Source organism: Streptomyces sp. CB02400, from assembly GCF_001905725.1.
Taxonomy (GTDB): Bacteria; Actinomycetota; Actinomycetes; order Streptomycetales; family Streptomycetaceae; genus Streptomyces; species Streptomyces atrovirens.
The window spans coordinates 472,944-494,034 of sequence record NZ_LIWB01000004.1 but is presented as its reverse complement, the minus strand read 5'-3'; the positions used below and the strand labels follow the sequence as shown (position 1 = coordinate 494,034).

Genomic DNA, 21,091 nt, shown 5'->3' with positions numbered 1-21,091 from the left:
GTTCGTTCCAGGGGTATAGTTGAACCGTCAACAACCTGGAGGGTGAGCGGCCATGCAGTTCGGGATCTTCAGCGTCGGGGATGTCACTCCCGACCCGACCACGGGGCGTACGCCGACCGAGCGTGAGCGGATCAAGGCCATGGTCGCCATCGCGCTGAAGGCCGAGGAGGTGGGCCTGGACGTGTTCGCGACCGGGGAGCACCACAACCCGCCGTTCGTGCCGTCCTCGCCGACCACCATGCTCGGCTACGTCGCGGCCCGCACCGAGCGGCTGGTCCTGTCCACCTCCACCACCCTGATCACCACCAACGACCCGGTGAAGATCGCCGAGGACTTCGCGATGCTCCAGCACCTGGCCGACGGCCGGGTGGACCTGATGATGGGGCGCGGCAACACCGGCCCGGTCTATCCCTGGTTCGGCAAGGACATCCGCCAGGGCATCAACCTCGCGGTCGAGAACTACGCCCTGCTGCACCGCCTGTGGCGCGAGGACGTCGTCGACTGGGAGGGGAAGTTCCGCACCCCGCTGCAGGGCTTCACCTCCACGCCCCGCCCGCTGGACGGCGTCGCGCCGTTCGTCTGGCACGGCTCGATCCGCTCGCCGGAGATCGCCGAGCAGGCCGCGTACTACGGCGACGGCTTCTTCCACAACAACATCTTCTGGCCGGCCGACCACACCAAGCGGATGGTCGAGCTGTACCGGGCCCGGTACGCCCACTACGGGCACGGCACCCCCGAGCAGGCGATCGTCGGCCTGGGCGGGCAGGTGTTCATGCGGAAGAACAGTCAGGACGCGGTGCGCGAGTTCCGGCCGTACTTCGACGTCGCGCCGGTCTACGGGCACGGGCCCTCGCTGGAGGAGTTCACCGAGCAGACCCCGCTGACCGTGGGCTCCCCGCAGCAGGTGATCGAGAAGACGCTGTCGTTCCGCGAGTACGCCGGTGACTACCAGCGCCAGCTCTTCCTGATGGACCACGCGGGGCTGCCGCTGAAGACCGTCCTCGAGCAGCTCGACCTGCTGGGCGAGGAGGTCGTGCCGGTGCTGCGGAAGGAGTTCGCCAAGAACCGCCCGGCCGACGTGCCGGACGCGCCCACCCACAGTTCGCTGCTGGCCACCGCCAAGGCGAAGGAAGGAGCACGGGCATGAGGCTCGTCGTCGTCTCGGCGGGGCTGAGCGTCCCGTCGTCCACCCGGCTGCTCGGCGACCGGCTGGCCGCCGCGACCGCCGCGCAGGCCCCGGCCGACGTCCAGGTGGTCGAGCTGCGCGACCTCGCCGTGGAGATCGCGCACAACTTCACCAACGGCTTCCCGGGCCGGGCGCTGGCCGGCGCGTTCGACGCGGTGGCCGGGGCCGACGGGCTGATCGTGGTCACGCCGGTGTTCTCGGCGTCGTACAGCGGGCTGTTCAAGTCGTTCTTCGACGCGCTGAGCGTCAGCGACCCCGAGGCCCTCGCCGGGAAGCCGGTGCTGATCGCGGCGACCGGCGGTACGGCCCGGCACTCGCTGGTGCTGGACCACGCGCTGCGTCCGCTCTTCTCCTACCTCAAGGCCGTCGTCGTCCCGACCGGCGTCTACGCGGCCTCCGAGGACTGGGGCGCCGAGGGGCTGGACGGGCGTGTCGAGCGGGCGGCCGGGGAGCTGGCCGCGCTGACGGCCGGGGCGGCCACCGCCCGTCCGCTGCCCCGGCGGGACTCCTTCGAGGAGGTCACCCCGTTCGAGGAGCGGCTCGCGGCGCTGCGGCCCACCGGGTGAGAGCGGGGTAAGAAGCGGGCCCCGGTGCCGTCCACCGGGGCCGCGGGACGGCGGCGGTTGGCAGACTGGGAGCGTGCCGCACACCCTTCTGCTCGCCGAAGACGACCGCGCCATCCGCAACGCCCTGGAGCGCGCCCTCACCCTGGAGGGCTACAGGGTCACGGCCGTCGCCGACGGCGTCGAGGCCCTCGCGCAGGCCCACCGCAGCCGGCCCGACGTGCTGGTCCTGGACGTGATGATGCCCGGCATCGACGGGCTCCAGGTGTGCCGGGTGCTGCGCGCCGAGGGCGACCGCACGCCGGTGCTGATGCTGACCGCGCTGGTGGAGACCGCCGACCGGATCGCGGGCCTTGACGCGGGCGCCGACGACTACGTCGTCAAGCCGTTCGACGTCGAGGAGGTCTTCGCCCGGCTGCGCGCGCTGCTGCGCCGGGTGGCACCGGCTCCGGCTCCGGCCCCGGCCCCGGTGCCCGAGCCCCTCGCGGAGACGAGGACGGAACCCCCCGGCCGGTTCCTGGAGGCGGCCGGGCTGCGCATGGACCCGCAGGCGCGCCGGGCCTGGCGGGGCGGGCGGGAGCTGGAGCTGACCCGCACCGAGTTCGAGCTGCTGGAGCTGCTGATCCGCCACGCGGGCATCGTCCTGGACCACTCCACCATCTACGACCGCATCTGGGGCTACGACTTCGGCCCCGGCTCCAAGAACCTCGCCGTCTACGTCGGCTACCTGCGCCGCAAGCTCGACGAGCCCGGCGGGCCGCAGCTCATCCACACCGTGCGCGGGGTGGGTTACGTGCTGCGGGAGGGCTGAGTGTCGTACGGGCGGCCGGTCTCGCGGAGGCGGCTGCGGCTGCTGTCGCTGGGGACCACGTTCGCGGTGGCGTTCGCCGCGGTCACCGCCACCGTCACCGTGCTGGTCGGGATCCTGTCGTACAACGCGGCGGCCCGGCTGGTGCGGGTGGACCAGCAGTCGGTGTTCGACGAGGTCGTGCAGGACCTGCGGGACGAGGTCCGGGAGAACCGGATGTCGCCGCACGACTTCTCCTCCGCCGCGCCCGGTCATGATCTGGTGCGGCCCGCGCGGACCGATGTGCAGGTGCTCGGGCCCGACGGCAGTGTCTTCGACCCCGGCAGCCCCGGCCTGCCGGTGGTCGACGCCGACCGTCGGGTCGCGGGTGCCGCGACCGCGGGGCGGGTGGTCGTGCACGCGGACGTCGACGTCGGCGACGACGTCTACCGGGTGGCGACCGTCGCGCTGGGCGGTGAGCGGGGCGCGGTGCAGGTCGCGCAGGAGTTCAGCGACACCGAGGACCTGCTGCGGGCGCTTCAGCGGCGCACGCTGATCCTGATGGCGGCGGTGGTGGTCGGGGCGGGGCTGCTCGGCTGGTGGGTGGCCCGGCGGATCACCCGGCGCCTGGTCGTCCTCACCAACACCGCCGAGGCCGTCGCCCGTACGCGGCGGCTGGGCATCCAGGTGCCGGTGGCCGGTTACGACGAGGTGGGGCGGCTCGGCCGTGCCTTCGACCGGATGCTGGGGCGGCTCGCCCAGTCGGAGGAGGACCAGCGGCGGCTGGTCCAGGACGCCGGGCACGAGCTGCGTACGCCGCTCACCTCGCTGCGCACCAACATCTCCCTGCTGCGCCGCATCGACGAGCTGCCGCCCGGCACCCGTGAGGAACTCGTCGCCGACCTCACGCAGGAGGCCCGCGAGCTGACCGACCTCGTCAACGAACTCGTCGACCTCGCGGCCGGGCAGTCCGACACCGAGCCGCCGCAGCGGGTCGACCTCGCGGACGTCGCGGAGGAGGTGGCGGGTCTTGCGCGGCGCCGTACCGGGCGGGAGATCGTGGTCGAGGTGAGTGGTGACACCACGACCGACGGGCGGCCGGGGATGCTGACGCGGGCGCTGTCCAATCTCGTCGAGAACGCGGTGAAGTTCGACCGGGGCGGTCGTGCTCCCGTGGAGATCCGGGTCGCGGGGCCGGCTCGGGCGGGGGCGGTGCGGGTGGAGGTGCGGGACCGGGGGCCGGGGATCGCCGATGACGATCTGGTCCGGGTGTTCGACCGGTTCTACCGTGCTGCCGATGCGCGGTCCCTGCCGGGGTCGGGGCTCGGGCTCTCCATCGTGCGGGAGGTCGCGCTCGCGCACGGTGGGGCGCCGTACGCCTTCTCTCGCGAGGGCGGGGGGACGGTGACCGGGTTCACGGTGGGGGGTGTGGCGGCGCGGCCGTCGGACGGGTGAGCGGTGTTTCCGGGCGCCGGGTGTTGTGGTCCGGCGGGGGTGGGTCGCGCTGCCCGGCGCTTGCGGGGCGCCGTCGCGCCCACCCGTGCCGCCGGGGGCACCTCCCAGGCCCTCAAGGCACTGGGGGAGGCACGACTGCCCGCGGTTGGCGGGGGCGTGCACGGCTGCTTGCGGTTGGTGGGGGGTTGGGGGGTGCAGGTATGTGGGTGGGGGCGGTGGGTGCCGTTGCCCGGTGAGGGAGGGTGCGGGTGTTGACCGATGAGGAGGCTGCCGCGCTGGCGGCCGTTGATGAGGGGGCGTTGGGGCGGACGTTGCTGGAGTTGGTGGCTGTGCCCAGTGTGACGGGGAGCGGTGCCGAGTCGGAGCTTCAGCATCGGTTGGCCGGGCGGTTGGAGTCGCTCGGGATGGATGTCGACCTGTGGTCGATGGATCTGTCCGCGCTGCGTGCCGAACCGGACTTCCCGGGGACGGAGGCGCCCCGGGAGGAGGCGTGGGGGCTGGTCGGGACCACCCCGGACGGGGGCGACGGGCCCACCCTGATCCTCAACGGCCACGTCGACGTCGTACCGCCGGGTGATCCCGCCGCGTGGGACGGTGACCCGTTCGTGCCCCGGGTGACCGGGGACCTCGTGCACGGGCGCGGGGCCTGCGACATGAAGGCCGGGCTCGCGGCGCATCTCGCCGCGCTCGCGGCGGTACGTTCCGCCGGGATACGGCTGCGCGGCCGGGTCGCCGCGCACTTCGTCGTCGGCGAGGAGGACGGCGGCCTCGGCGCCTACGCCACCCTGCGGCGCGGTCACCGCGGCGACGCCTGCGTGATCGCCGAGCCCACCGCCTCCACGCTGATCACCGCCAACGCGGGCGCGCTGACGTTCCGTCTCGCCGTGCCCGGCAGGGCGGCGCACGGCAGTTCGCGGGAGCGGGGGGTCAGCGCCGTCGACGCGTATCTGCCGCTGCACCGGGCGCTGGCCGCGCTGGAGACGGAGCGGAACCGGGACCCGGACCCGCTGCTCGCCGAGTACCCGATCCCGTACGGCCTGTCGGTGGGCACCGTGCGTGCCGGGGACTGGGCGAGCAGCGTGCCCGATCTGCTGGTCGCCGAGGGGCGGTTCGGCGTACGCCTCGGTGAGGAACCGGCGGACGCGCGCGCCGGGTTCGAACGGTGCGTGGCCGAGGCGTGCGCCGCCGACCCCTGGCTGCGGGACCATCCGGCCGTGGTGAGCTGGCCGGGCGGGCAGTTCGCGAGCGGCCGGCTGCCCGAGGGGCACGTCCTCGCGGACGTGGTCGGGTCCGCGTACGCCGACGCGACGGGCGGCACGCGGCCGAGGCGGCGCGGCGCCACGTACGGCAGTGACCTGCGGCACTACACCGGCGCCGGGATACCGACGCTGCAGTACGGCCCCGGGGACATCGCGGTGGCCCACAGCGAGCGCGAACACGTGTCCCTGCGGGAGGTGGTGGAGGCCGCGCGGACGCTGGTGCTGACGGTGCTGCGGACCGTCGGGACGAAGTGAGGCGGGCGCGGATGTGGTTACCGTGCGTCCGAGGGCGCCCGGGGCCGTGCGGTGGATCCCCCGCCGTCGCGCGGCCACGGGCGCCCGGTCATGCCAGTACAGGCACCCCGCGACCGGGCCGCGGCCGGCCGACGCCCGCCCTCCGGTCCGCGCCGCGGCTGCCGTGCCGGCGTCGCCCAGGACCGCCGACCTCAGGAAGTCAGATGAAGACACGCGTCGATCTGCTCACCAAGGAGTACCCGCCGGAGATCTACGGCGGCGCCGGAGTCCATGTCGCCGAACTCGCCCGTTCGCTCAGGCCGTTGGTGGACCTGCGGGTGCACTGCCTCGGCGGCCCCCGGGACGAGGAGGGGGTGACCGCGTACCGCGAGCCCCGGCTCGGTGACGACGCCAACGCCGCGCTGCGCACCCTCGGGGCGAACGTGGAGATGGCGGCGGGCTGCGCGGGCGCCGAACTCGTCCACAGCCACACCTGGTACGCCAACGGGGCCGGCCACCTCGCCCGCACCCTGTACGGCGTCCCGCACGTCGTCACCACGCACAGCCTGGAGCCCCTGCGCCCCTGGAAGGCCGAGCAGCTGGGCGGCGGCTACGCGCTCTCCTCGATGGTGGAGCGCACCGCGCTGCGGCACGCCGACGCGGTGATCGCCGTCTCGGAGGCGATGCGCGGGGACGTGCTGCGCGTCCACCCCGACATCGACCCGGACAGGGTGCACGTCGTCCACAACGGCATCGACACCGCCGTGCACCGGCCCGACCACGACACCGCCGCCCTGCGACGGCACGGCATCGACCCGGAGCGCCCCATCGTGCTGTTCGTCGGGCGGGTGACGCGGCAGAAGGGTCTGCCCCAACTGCTGCGCGCCGCCTTCGAGATGGACCCGGAGGCGCAACTGGTGCTGTGCTGCGGCCGGCCGGACACGCCGGGGATCGCCGCCGAGACGGCCGCGCTGGTCGAGGCGCTGGGGCGCTCGCGCGGTGGGGTCGTCCGCATCGACGGCATGCTCGACCAGGTCTCCCTGCGCCAACTGCTCACCCACGCCGACGTGTTCGTCTGCCCCTCGCTGTACGAGCCGATGGGCATCGTCAACCTGGAGGCGATGGCCTGCGGGACGGCGGTGGTGGCCACCGCCACCGGGGGGATACCCGAGGTCGTCGTGGACGGCGAGACCGGGCTGCTCGTCCCGGTCGAGCAGGAGCAGGACGGTACCGGGACCCCGCTGGATCCCAAGCGGTTCGCCTCGGACCTGGCCGCCGCCGTGAACCGGCTGATCGCCGATCCGGACCTGGCGTCGGCGATGGGCGTCGCGGGCCGGATCAGGGCCGAGAAGTTCTTCGGCTGGGACCGCGTCGCCGAACGGGTGCACACCGTCTACCGGCACGCACTCGGCACCTGAGGAGCCGGGGGCGGCCCCGGCTTTTGACTCCGGCGCTCCGGCCCCCTCCGGCGCTCAGACGCTCCGGCCCCGGGCTTCGCCCTCCGGCTCCGGGCCTTGGCCCCCGGCCCCTGCGGCGGGGCGGCCAGGCCCCGCCCCGTCGGGACCCGGTGCCGACGGGTCCGCCCCGTCGACCTCTTGGAGTCGAGGCGGGATCGTTGACCGGCGTACCCGGACAGCCGTTACGTTCGCCGGCATGTCGGATGCGCCCTCAACCTCTTGCACCGAAGGTGCCGCCAAGGGCGGCCCGGCGGACCCGCAGGGCGGGACCCGGGTCACCACGCTCGAGTTGTTCTTCGACCTCGCCTTCGTCTTCAACTTCACCCAGCTCGCCCGGCTGCTGAGCCGGGACATGACCCCCCGGGGCCTGCTGCAGGTGCTGTTGATCTTCTGGCTGCTGTGGTGGATGTACGGCGGTTACGCCTGGCTGACCAACCACCTGCCGCCGCAGCGCAAACGCCACCGGCTGCTGCTCCTGCTGGGCATGGCCTCGTTCCTGGTGCTCGGTCTGGCGACCCCCAACGCCTTCGACGGCGACGGCGTCGCCTTCGGGGTCGGCTACCTGCTGATCGTCTCCGTGCACGCCGCGCTGTTCGCGTTCGGCGGGCCCAAGGCCGCCCGGAACATGCTGAGCATCGCACCGTTCCACCTCGTGGTCGCGCTGCTGCTCATCGTGGCGGGGCTGCTGGACGGGCCGGTGGTGTACGCGCTGTGGGCCGGGGCCGTGGTGCTGGAGGTCGTGGCGCCGATGGTGACCGGGGTCTCCGGCTTCGAGCTGCGGCCCAGCCACTTCGTCGAGCGGCACGGGCTGCTGATGATCATCGCGCTGGGCGACTCGTTCCTGGCGCTCGGCATCGGCAGTGACGGCGCCCAGGCCGGCCTGTCCATGGTCACCACCGCCGTTCTGATCTTCGTCATCCCCGCCTGCCTGTGGTGGGTCTACTTCGACGAGTCGGAGAAGGCGCGGCGCGCCGAGTACGCCCTGGAGTGCCAGGACGCGCACCAGCGGTCGAGACTGGCGCTGTCCGCGTTCTTCTACGCCCATGTGCCGATGCTGCTGGGGCTGATCCTCATCGCGGCGGCCGTCAAGAAGACCATCGCGGCCCCCTACGAGCCGCTCGCCCTGGCCCCCGGAGCGGCGCTGGCCCTGGGGGTCTCGCTCTACCTCGCCGGCATCGCGTGGTTCCACGGCATCCTCAAGATCGGACCCCAGCGTTTCCACTGCGCCGCCGCGCTGCTCGGCATCGCCGCCGTTCCCGTGGGCCATCTGTTCGCCGCCGTCGTCGAAGTGGCCCTGCTCGGACTGCTCATCGTCAGCGCCGTGATCAGCGAGCACCGCTGGTCCCGCCGGATGGGCCACCTCGTCCACCGCACCGACCCCGTCCGCACACCCGCACAACTGGAGGTATCCCGCCCATGAGCTCCGTGGCCGACCGCCTGGACGTCATCGACACCTGCACCCGTATGGCCTGGTACATCGACTCGGGCGCCTGGGAGGCGCTCGCGGAGGTGTTCAGCGAGGAGATCCGGCTCGACTACACGAGCCTCAACGGCGGCGAGCCCGCCGTGCTCAACCGCAAGGAGCTGATCGGCGCCTGGTCGGGGCTGCTGGGCAGCTTCACCACCACCCAGCACCTGCTCAGCAACTACCTCGTGGACGTCGAGGGCGACACGGCGGTGGCCACCGCCATGTTCCAGGCGACCCACCGGATGCCGAACGAGCACGGCGGCCCGCTGTGGACCCTCGGCGGCAGGTACCGCTTCGACCTGGCGCGCACCGGGGAGGGCTGGCGCATCAACGGCGTCGAGATGACCGCCACCTGGGCCGACGGAAACCAGCACCTGCTCGCCCGGGCCGCCGAGGCGCAGTCCGAGCGGGGCTGAGGTCAGGAAGTCGACCCCCCTTTTCTTGCCGCTTCAGCGGCGGTCCGCGAATCATTTCCGGTGTTTCCGGTGATTCCCGAATGCCTGTCGAGGAGACGTGATGAGTGACCTCACCGAAGAGACCCGGAAAGTCGCCCAGCGGTGGTTCGACGCGCTTTCCGGCGGCGATTTCGACACCGCGCTCGACACGCTGGCCGAGGACGTCGAGTGGATCAACTACGCGCCGGTGCCCGGCTACAACGACGACATGAAGTGGATCGGCTCCTACCGGGGCCGGGACGCCGTGCTCGACACCCTGAAGATCTTCACCGAGGCCGTCGAGGTGAAATTCGAGAAGCTGACCAACCTCGTGGTCGACGGTACGCAGGCCGCCGGCGTGATCCACGAGGTTTCGGTGGTCAGGGAGACCGGCGTCGAATTCGAGATCGAATTCGTCCAGCTGCTCTCCGTCCGCGGCGGAAAGATCGTCCGCTGGAAGTCGTACACCGACCCGTCGCAGATCATCCGCGCGCTGCGCGGGGACACCACGGACAAGGCGGCCGCCTGATGAGCACCGAACTGATCGCCGCCGTGCGCGGCCGGGACACCGCCGGGGCCTTACGGCTGCTGGACGCCGGCGCGGACCCCGGCACCCGCGACGACGCCTCCGGCCTCACCGCGCTGATGATCGCCGCCGGCCAGGCGGACGCCCTGACCGTACGGGTCCTGATCGCGGCGGGGGCCGACGTGCTCACCGCGGACCGCCGGGCCGGCGCCACCGCGCTGCACAAGGCCTGCCAGGGCGGCAGCCTCGACGTGGTGCGCGCCCTGGTCGAGGCCGGCGCGTTCGTGGACGCCGTCGCCCCGACCACCGGGCACACCGCCCTGATGGACGCGCTCTGGTACAAGTTCCCGGACATCGCCCGGTACCTGCTGGACCGGGGCGCGAGCCTGAAGGTGTACACGCACTACGGCTTCTCGCTGGAGCAGCACTTCGAGTACGAGCTGAACGTCAACACCTTCGGCAAGGAGCGGCTGCTGGAGGCCGAGCGGCACCTCGACGCCCGCCGCCGCGGCGACGAGGAGGCCGTGGGCCGCCAGGAGCTGATGGCCGCCGTCACCGAGGGCGACACGGAACGGGTCCGCAAGCTGCTCGACGGCGGTGCCGAGGTCGACGAGCGCTTCCCGAACCTGGGCGGCTTCAACGACAGCCACACCCCGCTGCTGGTCGCCTCCCGCGACGGCCACACCGAGATCGTGCGGCTGCTGCTCGCCGCGGGCGCCGACGTCAACGCCGTCGAGCCGACCTTCGGCGCGGTGCCGCTGCACAAGGCCGTCTACAACGGGCACGCCGGCATCACCGCCGACCTGGTCCGCCAGGACGGCATCGACCTGGACTTCCAGGGCGCCACCAACGGCTACACCCCGCTGCACGACTCCCTGTGGCACGGCTACGAGGACTGCGCGCGCACCCTCGTCGAAGCGGGGGCCCGCCTCGACGCGGTCGGCCACGACGGCAAGACCCCCCTCGACCTGGCCGCCGAGGTCTTCGGCACCGACCACGCCCTGACCGCACTCATCCGCGACCGCGCCGCGCGCTGAGGTCCGCCCCGCTCACCGACCCTCCGTACGACGGGAGTCCGCCATGCTCTTCTACGTCCAGATGAAGTGGAACCACGAGGGCCGCATCACCCTCGACGAGCTCTGGGAACTCGAACAGGACGAGGCCGTGCACGCCCAGGAGACGGTCGACTCCGGCTTCTGCGTGGGCATCTGGAAGGTGGCCGCGCAGAAGCGGGTCATCGCGATCATCGACTCGCCCGACGCCGAGGAGCTGGACCGCACCGCGCTGGGCCGGCTGCCGATGCGCGAGTACCTGGAGTTCGAGGAGGTCTGGCCGCTGCGCGACTACCTCGGCTTCGCCGAGGACGTCAAGCAGCGCTACAAGGTCTGAGCAGGCTCCCCATGACCCGCACCACGACCCGCACCGCACTCGTCACCGGCGGCAACCGGGGCATCGGCCTGGAGACCTGCCGCCAGCTCGTCCGGGCCGGCCTCGACGTCGTCCTGGCCGCACGCGACACCGCGCGCGGCCAGGAGGCGGCCCGGGGCCTCGAGGGCGCCGGCGCCCGGATCCGCGTCGAGGAGCTGGACGTCACCGGCCGCGTGAGCGTCGACGCGTGCGCGCGGCGGCTCACCGACGCGGGCATCGAGGTCGACGTGCTGGTCAACAACGCCGGCGTCTATCCCACGGACTCGTTCTTCGAGCTCGACGAGGCCACCTGGCGGGAGGCCCTCGACGTGAACCTGATGGGCGCCTTCCACACCTGCCAGGTCTTCGTGCCGGCGATGGCACGGCGTGGCTGGGGCCGCGTGGTGAACGTCTCCTCCGGGCTGGGGGCCATGACCGACAACGTGCCGTCGCCCGCCGCGTACGGCGTCTCCAAGGCCGCGCTCAACGCGCTGACGCTGGTGGTGTCGTCCGCCGCCGGGCCCGCGGTGAAGGTCAACGCCGTCTGCCCCGGCTGGGTGCGCACCGACATGGGCGGGTCCTGGGCGCCCACCGGCGTCGAGAAGGGCGCCGACACGGTGACCTGGCTGGCCACGCTGCCCGACTCCGGGCCCACCGGCGGGTTCTTCCGCAACCGGCGGAGGATCCCGTGGTGACCCGGTGCCGCCCCCAGTCCTTACAGACAAAAGGAGAGTGCCGTGAGGCACCGCATACTGCTCCCGCTCGCCCTGTCCGCCGCCCTGCTGACGGCGTGTTCGGATTCGGACACCGGGTCCGCCGCCCCGGAGACCCCCGAGGCCCCGGCCACCAGCCGCTCGGCCGACGGTGCGCCGTCGCCGCAGGAGGCCGCCGCCGGTGAGGAGGAGGTCCCCTCCGCCGCGCAGGCGTACGTCGACGCGGTGGCCGCCGAGGACCTGGACGCCCTGGTCGACGCCTTCCACCCGGACGCCCGGCTCATCGACGTCGGCCGGGAGTTCAACGGCCGGGACGAGATCCGGGACTGGGCCGACAACGAGGTGATCGGCGGGCGGCTCACCGTCCTGAAGAACACGCCCAAGCCGGGCGGCACCACCCTGCTCGTCCGCTTCGCCCCCGGCGGGACCGGCGGCTTCGAGGCCAACTACGAGTTCGACGTGCGCGACGGCCGTATCGCCGAGCTCAACCTGCAGTACGCCTGACCGGCGCCCCACCCCGTCATCGAGTCGAAGGAAGGGCTCACCCATGAGTACCGCCACCGCAACCGAGCCCGGCGCGCGGCGCAGCAGGCTCGCACTCGCCTCCCTGGGCCTGGGGGCGTTCGTCATCGGCACCGCCGAACTGGTCATCGTCGGTGTCCTCGGCCTGATCGCCGACGACCTGGACGTGTCCCTCAGCACGGCGGGACTGCTGGTCACCGCCTACGCCCTCGGCATCTCCATCGGCGGTCCGCTCATCACCGCGGCGACCATCCGCATGCCCCGGCGCGTCCTGCTGTGGTCCGCCCTCGGCGTGTTCGTCCTCGGCAACCTGGTGGCCGTCTTCGCCGGGGCGTTCGGGCTGCTGATCGTCGCCCGCGCGCTGTGCGGCGCGCTGCACGGCCTGTTCCTGGGCGCGGCCTCCGCGGTGGCGACCGGCCTGGTCGCCCCGGAACACCGGGGGCAGGCCGTCGGCCTGGTCTTCGGCGGGATCTCCGTGTCGACCGTGCTCGGTGTCCCCCTCGGCACGCTGCTCGGGCAGGGGCTCGGCTGGCAGGCCACCTTCGCCGGTGTCGTCGTCCTGGGCGTCCTCGCGCTGGCCGCGATCCTGGCGTTCGTGCCGTCCGTGCACGGCAGCGGCTCCGGCGGCCTCGCCGCCCAGGCCCGGCACGCCTTCCACCCGCGGGTCCTGGCCATGCTGGCGGCCGGGGTGCTGCTGATGGGCTCGCAGTTCGTCGCCTTCACCTACCTCGCCCCCTTCCTGGAGGACGTCACCGGCATCTCCGGCGGCGCGGTGAGCGCGTTCCTGCTGGTCTTCGGCGTGTTCAGCGCGATCGGCACGATCGCCGGAGGGCGGTTCGCCGACATCAACGCCTCCATGACGCTCTTCGTCGGCAACCTGGTCCTGGTCGTGGCGCTGCTCGGCCTGTACACCTTCGGCGGCAACGCCCTCCTCGTCGGTCTGGCCCTGGCCGGCTGGGGCATCGTCGGTTTCGGTGTCACCCCGTCGCTCCAGCTCCGGGTCATCTCGCTGGCCGGTGAGGGCGGCGACCTGGCGGCGACCCTGGGCGCCTCCGCGGCCAACGTCGGCGTCGCCTCCGGCGCGGCCGTCGGCGGCTGGGCGCTCGACGCCTACGGTGTCGCCGACGTGCCCCTGGTCGCCCTGATCGCGGCGGTGATCGCCCTACCCGCCGTATGGGCCACCCGCTTCCTCAAGCTCCCCGAGGCCCCGGCCCCCGCGCCCGTCGCCGACCCGGCTACCCCGGCCCCCGCGCCCGTCGCCGACCCGGCGGCCGGCGCGCCCCTGACCACCCGCGGTTGACCCCGGCGCCCACCCCGCCCCCGCGTCCCCCGGCGCGGGGGCGGGGTGGGCACCGGCCCCGCCCCGCCCGGCCCTGCGCCGTCCCTTCCGTTCCCACCGTGCCGAACCCCCTGGAGAGAGACCGTGACCGTGACCGACGCCGGCGGCCGGACCGTACGCGACGCAACGCTGGACGTGTTGCGCAAGCTGGGTCTGACGACCGTCTTCAGCAACCCGAGCCACAGTGAGATGAAGCTCTTCGAGAACTGGCTCGAAGGTGAGTTCCGGTTCGTGATGGGCCTGCAGGAGGCCGCCGTCGTCGGCATGGCCGACGGCTACGCCCAGGCCACCGGCGAACCCGCGCTGGTGATCATCAACGGCGGGCCGGGCCTCGCCAACGCGATGGGCAGCGTCTACACCGCCGCGTCCGCGAAGACCCCGATGGTGATCCTCGGAGGGCAGCAGGCCCGCAAGATGCTGCTCGGCGAGCCCTTCCTGGTCGCCAAGGACGCCACCCAGCTCCCCAAGCCGTACATCAAGTGGGCCGGCGAGCCCGCGCGGCCGCAGGACGTCCCGGCGATGATCGCCCAGGCGTACCAGATCGCCCGGCAGGCGCCGCAGGGGCCGGTGTTCGTCGCCGTGCCCGAGGACGACTGGGTACGTCCCGCCGACCCCGAGCCGCTGCGCGTCGCGCGCGTGGAACGCGCCGTCGTCCCCGACCCGGCGGCGCTCGACCAAATCGCCGCGGCCCTCGACGGCGCCGAGCGGCCCGGCCTGATCGCGGGCGGCCCGGTGGACGCGCAGGGCGCCCGCGCCGACCTGATCGCCCTCGCCGAGAAGCTCAACGCGCGCGTGTGGGGCGCCCCGGTGTGGAACCGCGGCGCGTTCCCCGAGGACCACCCGCTGTTCGCCGGTGTGCTGCCGCCCATCCCCGAGCTGATCAACGAGCGGCTGGCCGCCCAGCACGACGTGGTCGTCGTCCTCGGCGGGCCGGCGTTCACCCTGTTCACGGCCTGGGACCTGTTCTCCACCGCACCGGCCGACCTGGACCGCAGCCCCCGCCCGACGCTCACCGCGGACGTGGAGTTCCTGCACGTCACCGACGACCCGCAGGCAGCCGCGGCCACCCTGGCCGACCGCGCCTTCATCGCCCCGCCCGGCGCGGTGGTCAAGGGTCTCGTACCGCTGGTGCGGCAGCGCCCCCGCGCCGAACTGACGCCGGTACGCGAACCGGTGGCGGTGCCGGAGGCGTCGACCCCGCTCACCCAGGCGTACCTCTTCCACCTGCTGTCCAAGGAACTCCCCGACAACGCCGTACTGTTCGAGGAACTGCCCATCGCCCGCGCGGACTTCCACGAGCAGATCCCGCTCGGCGCCGGCAACGGCTACTTCGCCACCGCGAGCGGCGCCCTCGGCTTCCCGTTCGCCGGCGCCGTCGGCTACGCGCTCGCCCGCCCCGACCGCCGGGCCGTGGTCGTCGTCGGCGAGGGCTCGGCCCAGTACACGCTGCACTCCCTGTGGACCGCGGCGCGGCACAACCTGCCGGTCACCTACGTCATCCCCGACAACGCCGGCTACCTGTCCCTCAAGTACTACCTGCAGGACCAGAAGTCCTGGGAGGCGGGCTACGACCTCAGCGGCGTCGACATGGCGCAGATCGCCCGCGGCTTCGGCGTGCGCGGCGAGCGGATCGACTCGCCCGAGGGCCTGCGGACGGCGCTGCGGGACGCCCTGCACGCGGACGGCCCGGTCCTGCTGGACGTCGTCGTCGACGACCCCGGCCTGTTCCGCCTCTGACCCGTCCCCCTCACCCCTCGGGAGTCCTCATGACGACCACGGCCGAGACCGGTACGGCACCGGTCGGCGACCACCCGGAAGGCGCCGTCGTCCACCACCCGGCGGGCACCGGCCCGACCCTCTGGTTCGGTGACGCCATCTACACCTTCAAGGCGACCCGCGAGAACACCGGCGGCTCGCTGACCCTGGCCGAGGCCACCGTGCCGCCGGGCGGCGGACCGCCCGCGCACATCCACCCGCGGGCCGACGAGGCCTTCTACATCCTCAGCGGCACCATCGAGTTCCTGAACGGCGAGAAGACGTTCACCGCGGGCACCGGCGACTTCGTGTTCGTGCCGCGCGGGACCCGGCACCGCTTCCGCAACGTCGGCCTCCAGACCGCGCACATGCTCTTCATGTTCACCCCGGCCTACCTCGAGGAGTTCTTCACCGAGATAGGCCAGGAGGCGCGGGCCGGCGAGGCGCCGCTGCCGCTGACGCCCGAACAGAAGCAGATGATCGTGGACCTCGCACCGCTCCACGACCTCCAGCTCGCTCCCTGAGCCGCACCCCGGACGACGTACGAGAGGAAAACCGGACGGCATGACAGAACAGGCCACCATGCGCGCCGCCGTCATCGAGGGCTTCGGCCCGGCCGACACCCTGCGGGTGCGTGATCTGCCCGTACCGGTCCCGGGCCGCGGAGAGGTCCTGGTACGGGTCCACACGGCCGGGATCAACGCCATCGACTGGGCGACCCGCGCCGGGCACGGCGTCGGGGTGCCCGGTTTCCCCGCCGTGCTCGGCTGGGACCTCTCGGGCACGGTGGCCGCCACCGGCCCCGGTGCCGGACGGTTCGCCGTCGGCGACGCCGTCTTCGGCATGCCCCGCTTCCCCGGCCCGGCCGGCGCGTACGCCCAGTACGCCGTCGCACCCGAGGACGAACTCGCACGCACCCCGCCGGAGCTCGGCCACACCGAGGCGGCCGCGGTGCCGATGGTCGCGCTCACCGCCTGGCAGACCCTCTTCGAGCACGGTGGTGTGCGCGCCGGGCAGCGGGTGCTGGTGCCCGGCGCGGCGGGCGGCGTGGGGCACGTCGCGGTGCAGCTCGCGGCGGACGCGGGCGCCGAGGTCGTCGGCACCGCCTCGGCCCGCAACCGGGAGTTCGTCCGGGGCCTGGGCGCCGCGGACGTCATCAGCCACGACATGGTCCGCGAGGTGAAGGACGTCGACGTGGCCGTGGACCCGGTGGGCGGCGCGGAGTTCTTCCGGCTGCTCGACGTCGTCCGGCCGGGCGGGATCGTCGTCACGCTCAAGGGCGAGGGCCCCGAGCACCGCAAGGCCGCCGAACAGCGCGGTGTGCGCGCCGGATTCACGTACGTGCGTCCGGACGCCGCGCTGCTCGGCGACCGGATCGTCCCGCTGCTGACGGCCGGGCGGCTGCGGCCCTCGGTGGAGCGGGTGTTCCGGCTCGACGAGGCGGCCGAGGCCCACGCGCTCGGCGAACAGGGCCATGTCCGCGGCCGGCTCGTCCTCGACACCGCCTGAACGGAAAGGAGACGCGATGATTCTCGTGACCGGGGCGACCGGACACGTCGGCGGTGAGCTGGTCGCCGCACTCGCCCGCGCCGGACGGCCGGTACGGGCGCTGCTCCGCAAGCCCGCCGCCGCGGACGCGCTGCCGGACGGCGCCGGGTCCGCGGTCGGCGACCTGGACCGCCCCGCCTCCCTGCGGTCCGCGCTCGACGGGGCCCGCGGGCTGTTCCTGCTGCCCGGCTACGCGGACATGCCGGGCCTGCTCGCCGAGGCGCGGGCGGCCGGGGTGGAGCACGTGGTGCTGCTGTCCAGCATCGCCGCACCCGACGGCGACCTGGACAACGCCATCTCCCGTTTCATGATCCGCTCCGAGGAGGCGGTACGCGCCTCGGGCGTGCCCTGGACGATCCTGCGGCCCAGCGGCTTCATGTCCAACACCCTCCAGTGGACCGGGCAGTTGGCGGCCGGTGACGAGGTGCGGGACGCCTTCGGGGACGTGTCCGTGGCGATGGTCGACCCGTACGACATCGCCGCCGTCGCCGCCCGCGTGCTGCTCGACCCGGACCACTTCGGGCAGGCCCACGCGCTCAGCGGCCCCGAGGCGCTGCGGCCCGCCGACCGGGTCCGTGTCCTCGGCCGGGTCCTGGACCGTCCGCTGCGTTTCACCGGGCTGTCCGACGACGAGGCGCGGCGCACCATGGAGGGCTCGGTCCCGCCGGAGTACATCGACGCCTTCTTCCGCTACTACGCGGACGGCACCCTCGACGACTCGGTGGTGCGGCCGACCGTACGGAACCTGCTGGGCAGGGGGCCGCGCACGTTCGCCGAGTGGGCGGCGGCCCACGCCGGCGCCTTCCGGCGCCCCGGCCCGTCCGCGTGACACCCGACACCGACCGACGACCGACGACCGAAGGAGAGAACGACATGAGCACCGTGGAGACCGTCCGGTTCAAGCTGACGCCCGGGACGGACGCCGAGGAGTTCGCCCGGCTCGACGAGAAGGTCGAGACCGGCTACATGGCCAAGCGGCCGGGTTTCCTCAGCCGGGAGGTGACCCGCAGCGAGGAGGGTGAGTTCCTGGTGATCGTGCACTGGGCCACCCCCGAGGACGCCGACGCGACGATGCAGGGCTTCTTCGGCGCACCGGAGACACAGGACTTCCTGGCCGCCATCGACAAGTCGACGGTGGTCTCCGGGCGGTACGCGCGACTGAGCTGAACCCCGCCGACAGCACCGCGAGGGCGCCGGACCTGCCGGCGCCCTCGCGGCCGTTGTGCCGGGTCAGATCCCGGATATCCGGCCGATGTTGAACGGCAGGTCCAGCGTGGCGGAGCCGAACTGGCTGCGGACCACGTGGATCGCGCCGTCCTTGCGCACCATCGTGGTCGGGTGCTGGAGCGCCGGGTTGCCGAGCTGCTTCTCGACGACGGCGGCCGTGCCGTCATGGGACAGGGACAGCCTGCTGATCATGTCGGTGCCGAAGTGGGCGACCCAGAGCTGGTCCTTCTCCAGCAGCAGCCCGTCCGCGGTGGCGAGGCCGGTGCCGCCCTTCACCGCCACCTTGGCCGCCCCGCCGGTGGCGGGGTCGAGGCGGAACAGGTCACCGGTGGCCATGTCCACGGTGATCAGGAAGCCGCCGGTGTGGTCGGACTCGATGCCGTTGAGCGTGATGGTGCCCTCGGCGTGCGGGGCGACCAGGGAGTTCAGGTCGAAGCCCGTGGACAGGGTGCGGTCGGCCCCGTCCGCGGACACGGCCTCGGCGATCTGCCAGGGGGTGACCCGGTAGACCAGCTGCCGCAGCGAGTCGGTGATGTAGGCCGTGCCGTCCGGGGTGAGGTCCAGGTCGTTGAGGACCGACTGGCCCGGGGTGGGCGTCACGAAGCGGGCCAGCCGTGCGCCGGTGGCCGTGTCGTACAGGGTGACGGCGTCCCGGTCGTTCACCCACAGCCTGCCCTGCTCGTCCACGTCGGTGCCCATGGCGGTGTCCCGGCCGTCGGTTCCCGCGGGGAGGAAGACCTGGGCCTGGGTCTGGCCCTGCGGGGCTCTGTAGACGGCTCCGGTGGCGAAGGACGTGATGTAGGTGTCACCGGTCCGCGGGTCGAGGGCGACGCCCTCCGGGTAGACCTTGGTACCGGGCAGCGTGATGGCGTCGGTCACGGTGAGCCCGCGGGCGGTGTCGGGGACCGCGGCGGCGGGGCCGGCGGGAGACAGGGCGAGCAGCCCGGCCAGGGCCAGCCCAATGGCGAAGCGCATACGGATTCCTCTCGGAGACTCGGGAGGCGACACCTGCGCCGAACCGCACGGCCGCCTCGGGTGCGAGGAACCTATGGCCGAACCCTTGCGGTGAAGGGGTCCGGAAAACACCGCTACGGGCCGCCGCCGGCGCAAGTCACCAGGTGGGCCAGGGGAATCCGGCCAGCCCGGGCGGCCGAAACCCGCCCGCAGAACCGGCCGACTTCCGTATGTCGCTCACGACGTTCCGAATGGTACGAGCCCTTCCGCTCCCCGCGTTCCCGCGTTCCCGCGTTCCCGCGTTCCCGCGTTCCCGCGTTCCCGCGTTCCCGCGTTCCCGCGTTCCCGCGTGCAGCCGCTGCCGCCACCTCCGCGATCCGCGGGCAGTCGTGCCTCCCCCAGTGCCTTAAGGGCCTGGGAGGTGCCCCCAGGGCGGCACGGGCGGGCGCGACGGCACCCCGCAAGCGCCGGGCCGCGCGACACCCCCCGTGCCACCCCCAGAAGCTCAGTCCACCGCCGCCACCGGCTCCCGCGACGCCCGACCCCCCGCAGGAACCTCCTCCACCCCCCGCCCCAACACCCGCCCGGCCAAGGGCTCCACGAAGCGCGCGGCCAGCGGCCCGATGACCACCAGCAGCAGCACATACGCCGTGGCCAACGGCCCGAGCGCAGGCTCGACGCCCGCGGAGACCGCGAGCCCCGCGATGACGATCGAGAACTCCCCGCGCGCCACCAGCGCCCCACCCGCCCGCCACCGAGCCCGCTCCCCGACCCCGGCCCGCCGCGCCGCCCAGTACCCGGTCGCCACCTTCGTCGCGACGGTCACCACGACCAGTGCCAGCGCCGGCAGCAGCACCGGCGGCATGGTCGCGGGATTCGTGCTCAGCCCGAAGAACACGAAGAACACCGCGGCGAACAGGTCCCGCAGCGGCATCAGCAGATGGTGGGTGTGCTCGGCGACCTCCCCGGACAGCGCGATGCCGACCAGGAACGCCCCCACCGCCGCCGACACCTGCAACCGCTGCGCCACACCCGCGACCAGCAGGGTCAGACCCAGCACCACCAGCAGCAGCTTCTCCGGGTCGTCGCTGGAGATGAACCGGGAGATCACCCTGCCGTAGCGGACCGCGACCAGCAGGACCGTACCGACCGCGGCGAGCGCGACGGCGAGGGTGAGGCCGCCCGCGGCCCAGCCCGCGCCGGCCAGTATCGCGGTGAGGATCGGCAGGTAGACGGCCATCGCCAGGTCCTCCAGCACCAGCACGCTGAGGATCACCGGCGTCTCCCGGTTGCCGAGCCGCCCGAGGTCCCCGAGCACCTTGGCGATCACCCCGGACGACGACACCCAGGTGACGCCGGCGAGGACCACGGCCGCCACCGGGCCCCAGCCCAGCAGCAGCGCCGCCGCCGCGCCCGGCAGGGCGTTCAGCAGGAAGTCGACCGCCCCGGCGGGGGCGTGCACCTTCAGGTGCCCCACGAGATCGCCCGCGGAGTACTCGAGACCCAGCAGGAGCAGCAGCAGGACGACACCGATCTCGGCGCCGACCTCGATGAACTCCTCGCTGCCGCCCAGCGGGATCAGCCCGCCGTGCCCGAAGGCGAGCCCGGCGAGCAGGTACAGCGGGATGGGCGACAGACGCATCCGTACGGCGAACCGGCCCAGCAGGCCGAGCGCCAGCACGACGGCGCCGAACTCCATCAGAAACACGGCCGAATGCACGTCATCACGCCCGATCGAGGATGTCGTGCGCGCCGTCGACGCCCTCCCGGGTGCCGATCACGATCACCGTGTCGCCGCCGCGCAGCCGGAACTCGGGACCCGGCGAGGGGATGGCGTGCGCCCGGCGCATCACGGCGACGATGGACGCCCCGGTGCGGGTGCGCATCTGCGTCTCGCCCAGCGTGCGCCCGTTCCAGTGCGAGGTGCCGGTGATCGTCACCCGTTCCGCGAGCAGTCCGAAGTCGCTGGTGTGCAGCAGGTTGGGGCTGTTGTGGTTCGGCAGCAGGGCGTCGGTGAGGGACAGGGCCTCGGCGCCGGTCAGTTTCATCGACAGGGCGCAGGAGTCGGGGTCGTCGTCGTGGTGGACGTTGAGGGTGCGGGCGCCGTCGCGGTGGGCGATGACGGACAGGGTGTCGTACCGCCGGGTGGTGATCTCGTACTGCACCCCGATCCCCGGCAGCGGGGTGGTCCTCAGACGTGGAGCAGGCACGGTCGTCACTCCTTCTGATCGCTCGCGGGATTCGAAGCGGGATTCGA

22 protein-coding genes are annotated in these 21,091 nt (G+C 73.1%); 19 read left to right on the top strand and 3 right to left on the bottom strand.

Translation table 11 applies throughout. The annotated features are described in order from the left end of the window. Positions 1-52 precede the first annotated feature (52 nt). The 19 genes from AMK33_RS13310 (at position 53) to AMK33_RS13225 (ending at position 17,820) form a co-directional block, all read left to right on the top strand. Positions 53-1,147 (top strand): LLM class flavin-dependent oxidoreductase, encoded by a 1,095-nt coding sequence (locus tag AMK33_RS13310; protein ID WP_073932992.1) that lies wholly within the window; start codon positions 53-55, stop codon positions 1,145-1,147. Continuing rightward, positions 1,144-1,752: an FMN reductase gene (locus AMK33_RS13305; protein WP_073932991.1), complete on the top strand. Its 609-nt coding sequence runs from the start codon at positions 1,144-1,146 to the stop codon at positions 1,750-1,752. The genes AMK33_RS13310 and AMK33_RS13305 overlap by 4 nt, the downstream gene beginning before the upstream one ends. Positions 1,753-1,825: 73 nt before the next feature. Further along, on the top strand, positions 1,826-2,560 hold the full coding sequence (locus AMK33_RS13300; RefSeq protein ID WP_073932990.1) for a response regulator transcription factor: 735 nt from the start codon (positions 1,826-1,828) through the stop codon (positions 2,558-2,560). Then, positions 2,561-3,991 carry a HAMP domain-containing sensor histidine kinase gene (locus AMK33_RS13295; protein WP_073932989.1) on the top strand — a complete coding sequence of 477 codons (1,431 nt, stop codon included), beginning with the start codon at positions 2,561-2,563 and terminating at the stop codon, positions 3,989-3,991. A gap of 248 nt (positions 3,992-4,239) precedes the next feature. Continuing rightward, the gene (locus AMK33_RS13290) at positions 4,240-5,505 is read left to right on the top strand and encodes an ArgE/DapE family deacylase (RefSeq protein WP_073932988.1); all 1,266 of its coding nucleotides are present in this window, start codon (positions 4,240-4,242) and stop codon (positions 5,503-5,505) included. Positions 5,506-5,708: 203 nt separating this feature from the next. After that, positions 5,709-6,902: a glycogen synthase gene (glgA, locus tag AMK33_RS13285; protein WP_073932987.1), complete on the top strand. Its 1,194-nt coding sequence runs from the start codon at positions 5,709-5,711 to the stop codon at positions 6,900-6,902. A gap of 235 nt (positions 6,903-7,137) precedes the next feature. Next, a complete protein-coding gene (locus AMK33_RS13280) occupies positions 7,138-8,361 on the top strand; it encodes a low temperature requirement protein A (protein ID WP_073932986.1) in 1,224 nt (407 codons plus the stop codon). Then, positions 8,358-8,825: a nuclear transport factor 2 family protein gene (locus AMK33_RS13275; RefSeq protein ID WP_107425097.1), complete on the top strand. Its 468-nt coding sequence runs from the start codon at positions 8,358-8,360 to the stop codon at positions 8,823-8,825. The genes AMK33_RS13280 and AMK33_RS13275 overlap by 4 nt, the downstream gene beginning before the upstream one ends. A 100-nt stretch (positions 8,826-8,925) precedes the next feature. Continuing rightward, positions 8,926-9,372: a nuclear transport factor 2 family protein gene (locus AMK33_RS40400; RefSeq protein WP_079194837.1), complete on the top strand. Its 447-nt coding sequence runs from the start codon at positions 8,926-8,928 to the stop codon at positions 9,370-9,372. Beyond that, positions 9,372-10,406, top strand: coding sequence for an ankyrin repeat domain-containing protein (locus AMK33_RS13270; RefSeq protein ID WP_079194836.1), 1,035 nt, complete (start codon positions 9,372-9,374; stop codon positions 10,404-10,406). The genes AMK33_RS40400 and AMK33_RS13270 overlap by 1 nt, the downstream gene beginning before the upstream one ends. Positions 10,407-10,449: 43 nt before the next feature. Next, positions 10,450-10,758: a muconolactone Delta-isomerase gene (locus tag AMK33_RS13265; protein ID WP_073932985.1), complete on the top strand. Its 309-nt coding sequence runs from the start codon at positions 10,450-10,452 to the stop codon at positions 10,756-10,758. Between the two features lie 11 nt (positions 10,759-10,769). Then, positions 10,770-11,471, top strand: a complete 702-nt coding sequence (locus tag AMK33_RS13260) for an SDR family NAD(P)-dependent oxidoreductase (protein ID WP_073932984.1) — start codon at positions 10,770-10,772, stop codon at positions 11,469-11,471. Between the two features lie 42 nt (positions 11,472-11,513). Then, entirely contained in the window at positions 11,514-11,993 is a 480-nt protein-coding gene (locus AMK33_RS13255; protein ID WP_073932983.1) for a nuclear transport factor 2 family protein, read from the top strand. Positions 11,994-12,036: 43 nt separating this feature from the next. Next, positions 12,037-13,311, top strand: coding sequence for an MFS transporter (locus tag AMK33_RS13250; protein ID WP_073932982.1), 1,275 nt, complete (start codon positions 12,037-12,039; stop codon positions 13,309-13,311). A gap of 123 nt (positions 13,312-13,434) precedes the next feature. Next, on the top strand, positions 13,435-15,087 hold the full coding sequence (gene mdlC / locus AMK33_RS13245; protein ID WP_158075120.1) for a benzoylformate decarboxylase: 1,653 nt from the start codon (positions 13,435-13,437) through the stop codon (positions 15,085-15,087). A 29-nt stretch (positions 15,088-15,116) separates the two neighbouring features. Further along, on the top strand, positions 15,117-15,629 hold the full coding sequence (locus AMK33_RS13240) for a cupin domain-containing protein (protein WP_073932981.1): 513 nt from the start codon (positions 15,117-15,119) through the stop codon (positions 15,627-15,629). Positions 15,630-15,669: 40 nt separating this feature from the next. Next, on the top strand, positions 15,670-16,614 hold the full coding sequence (locus tag AMK33_RS13235) for an NADP-dependent oxidoreductase (protein ID WP_073932980.1): 945 nt from the start codon (positions 15,670-15,672) through the stop codon (positions 16,612-16,614). Positions 16,615-16,630: 16 nt separating this feature from the next. Beyond that, entirely contained in the window at positions 16,631-17,482 is an 852-nt protein-coding gene (locus tag AMK33_RS13230; RefSeq protein ID WP_073932979.1) for an NAD(P)H-binding protein, read from the top strand. 44 nt (positions 17,483-17,526) lie between these two features. Beyond that, the gene (locus tag AMK33_RS13225) at positions 17,527-17,820 is read left to right on the top strand and encodes an antibiotic biosynthesis monooxygenase family protein (RefSeq protein WP_143203827.1); all 294 of its coding nucleotides are present in this window, start codon (positions 17,527-17,529) and stop codon (positions 17,818-17,820) included. Between the two features lie 63 nt (positions 17,821-17,883). Here AMK33_RS13225 and AMK33_RS13220 read toward each other — a convergent pair whose 3' ends face one another. The 3 genes from AMK33_RS13220 to AMK33_RS13210 form a co-directional block, all read right to left on the bottom strand. Next, positions 17,884-18,855: an SMP-30/gluconolactonase/LRE family protein gene (locus tag AMK33_RS13220; protein ID WP_073932978.1), complete on the bottom strand. Its 972-nt coding sequence runs from the start codon at positions 18,853-18,855 to the stop codon at positions 17,884-17,886. Positions 18,856-19,339: 484 nt separating this feature from the next. Beyond that, entirely contained in the window at positions 19,340-20,554 is a 1,215-nt protein-coding gene (locus tag AMK33_RS13215; RefSeq protein ID WP_107425096.1) for a cation:proton antiporter, read from the bottom strand. A 4-nt stretch (positions 20,555-20,558) separates the two neighbouring features. Continuing rightward, positions 20,559-21,044 carry a cation:proton antiporter regulatory subunit gene (locus tag AMK33_RS13210; protein WP_073932977.1) on the bottom strand — a complete coding sequence of 162 codons (486 nt, stop codon included), beginning with the start codon at positions 21,042-21,044 and terminating at the stop codon, positions 20,559-20,561. Between the last annotated feature and the right edge of the window lie 47 nt (positions 21,045-21,091).

Bases quoted from the DNA above. Each gene is read 5' to 3' on its own strand.
- AMK33_RS13310 (WP_073932992.1), top strand. From the start codon at position 53: ATGCAGTTCGGGATCTTCAGCGTCGGGGATGTCACTCCCGACCCGACC.
- AMK33_RS13305 (WP_073932991.1), top strand. From the start codon at position 1,144: ATGAGGCTCGTCGTCGTCTCGGCGGGGCTGAGCGTCCCGTCGTCCACC.
- glgA (WP_073932987.1), top strand. From the start codon at position 5,709: ATGAAGACACGCGTCGATCTGCTCACCAAGGAGTACCCGCCGGAGATC.
- AMK33_RS13280 (WP_073932986.1), top strand. From the start codon at position 7,138: ATGTCGGATGCGCCCTCAACCTCTTGCACCGAAGGTGCCGCCAAGGGC.
- AMK33_RS13275 (WP_107425097.1), top strand. From the start codon at position 8,358: ATGAGCTCCGTGGCCGACCGCCTGGACGTCATCGACACCTGCACCCGT.
- AMK33_RS40400 (WP_079194837.1), top strand. From the start codon at position 8,926: ATGAGTGACCTCACCGAAGAGACCCGGAAAGTCGCCCAGCGGTGGTTC.
- AMK33_RS13270 (WP_079194836.1), top strand. From the start codon at position 9,372: ATGAGCACCGAACTGATCGCCGCCGTGCGCGGCCGGGACACCGCCGGG.
- AMK33_RS13265 (WP_073932985.1), top strand. From the start codon at position 10,450: ATGCTCTTCTACGTCCAGATGAAGTGGAACCACGAGGGCCGCATCACC.
- AMK33_RS13260 (WP_073932984.1), top strand. From the start codon at position 10,770: ATGACCCGCACCACGACCCGCACCGCACTCGTCACCGGCGGCAACCGG.
- AMK33_RS13250 (WP_073932982.1), top strand. From the start codon at position 12,037: ATGAGTACCGCCACCGCAACCGAGCCCGGCGCGCGGCGCAGCAGGCTC.
- AMK33_RS13240 (WP_073932981.1), top strand. From the start codon at position 15,117: ATGACGACCACGGCCGAGACCGGTACGGCACCGGTCGGCGACCACCCG.
- AMK33_RS13235 (WP_073932980.1), top strand. From the start codon at position 15,670: ATGACAGAACAGGCCACCATGCGCGCCGCCGTCATCGAGGGCTTCGGC.
- AMK33_RS13230 (WP_073932979.1), top strand. From the start codon at position 16,631: ATGATTCTCGTGACCGGGGCGACCGGACACGTCGGCGGTGAGCTGGTC.
- AMK33_RS13225 (WP_143203827.1), top strand. From the start codon at position 17,527: ATGAGCACCGTGGAGACCGTCCGGTTCAAGCTGACGCCCGGGACGGAC.
- AMK33_RS13220 (WP_073932978.1), bottom strand. From the start codon at position 18,855: ATGCGCTTCGCCATTGGGCTGGCCCTGGCCGGGCTGCTCGCCCTGTCT.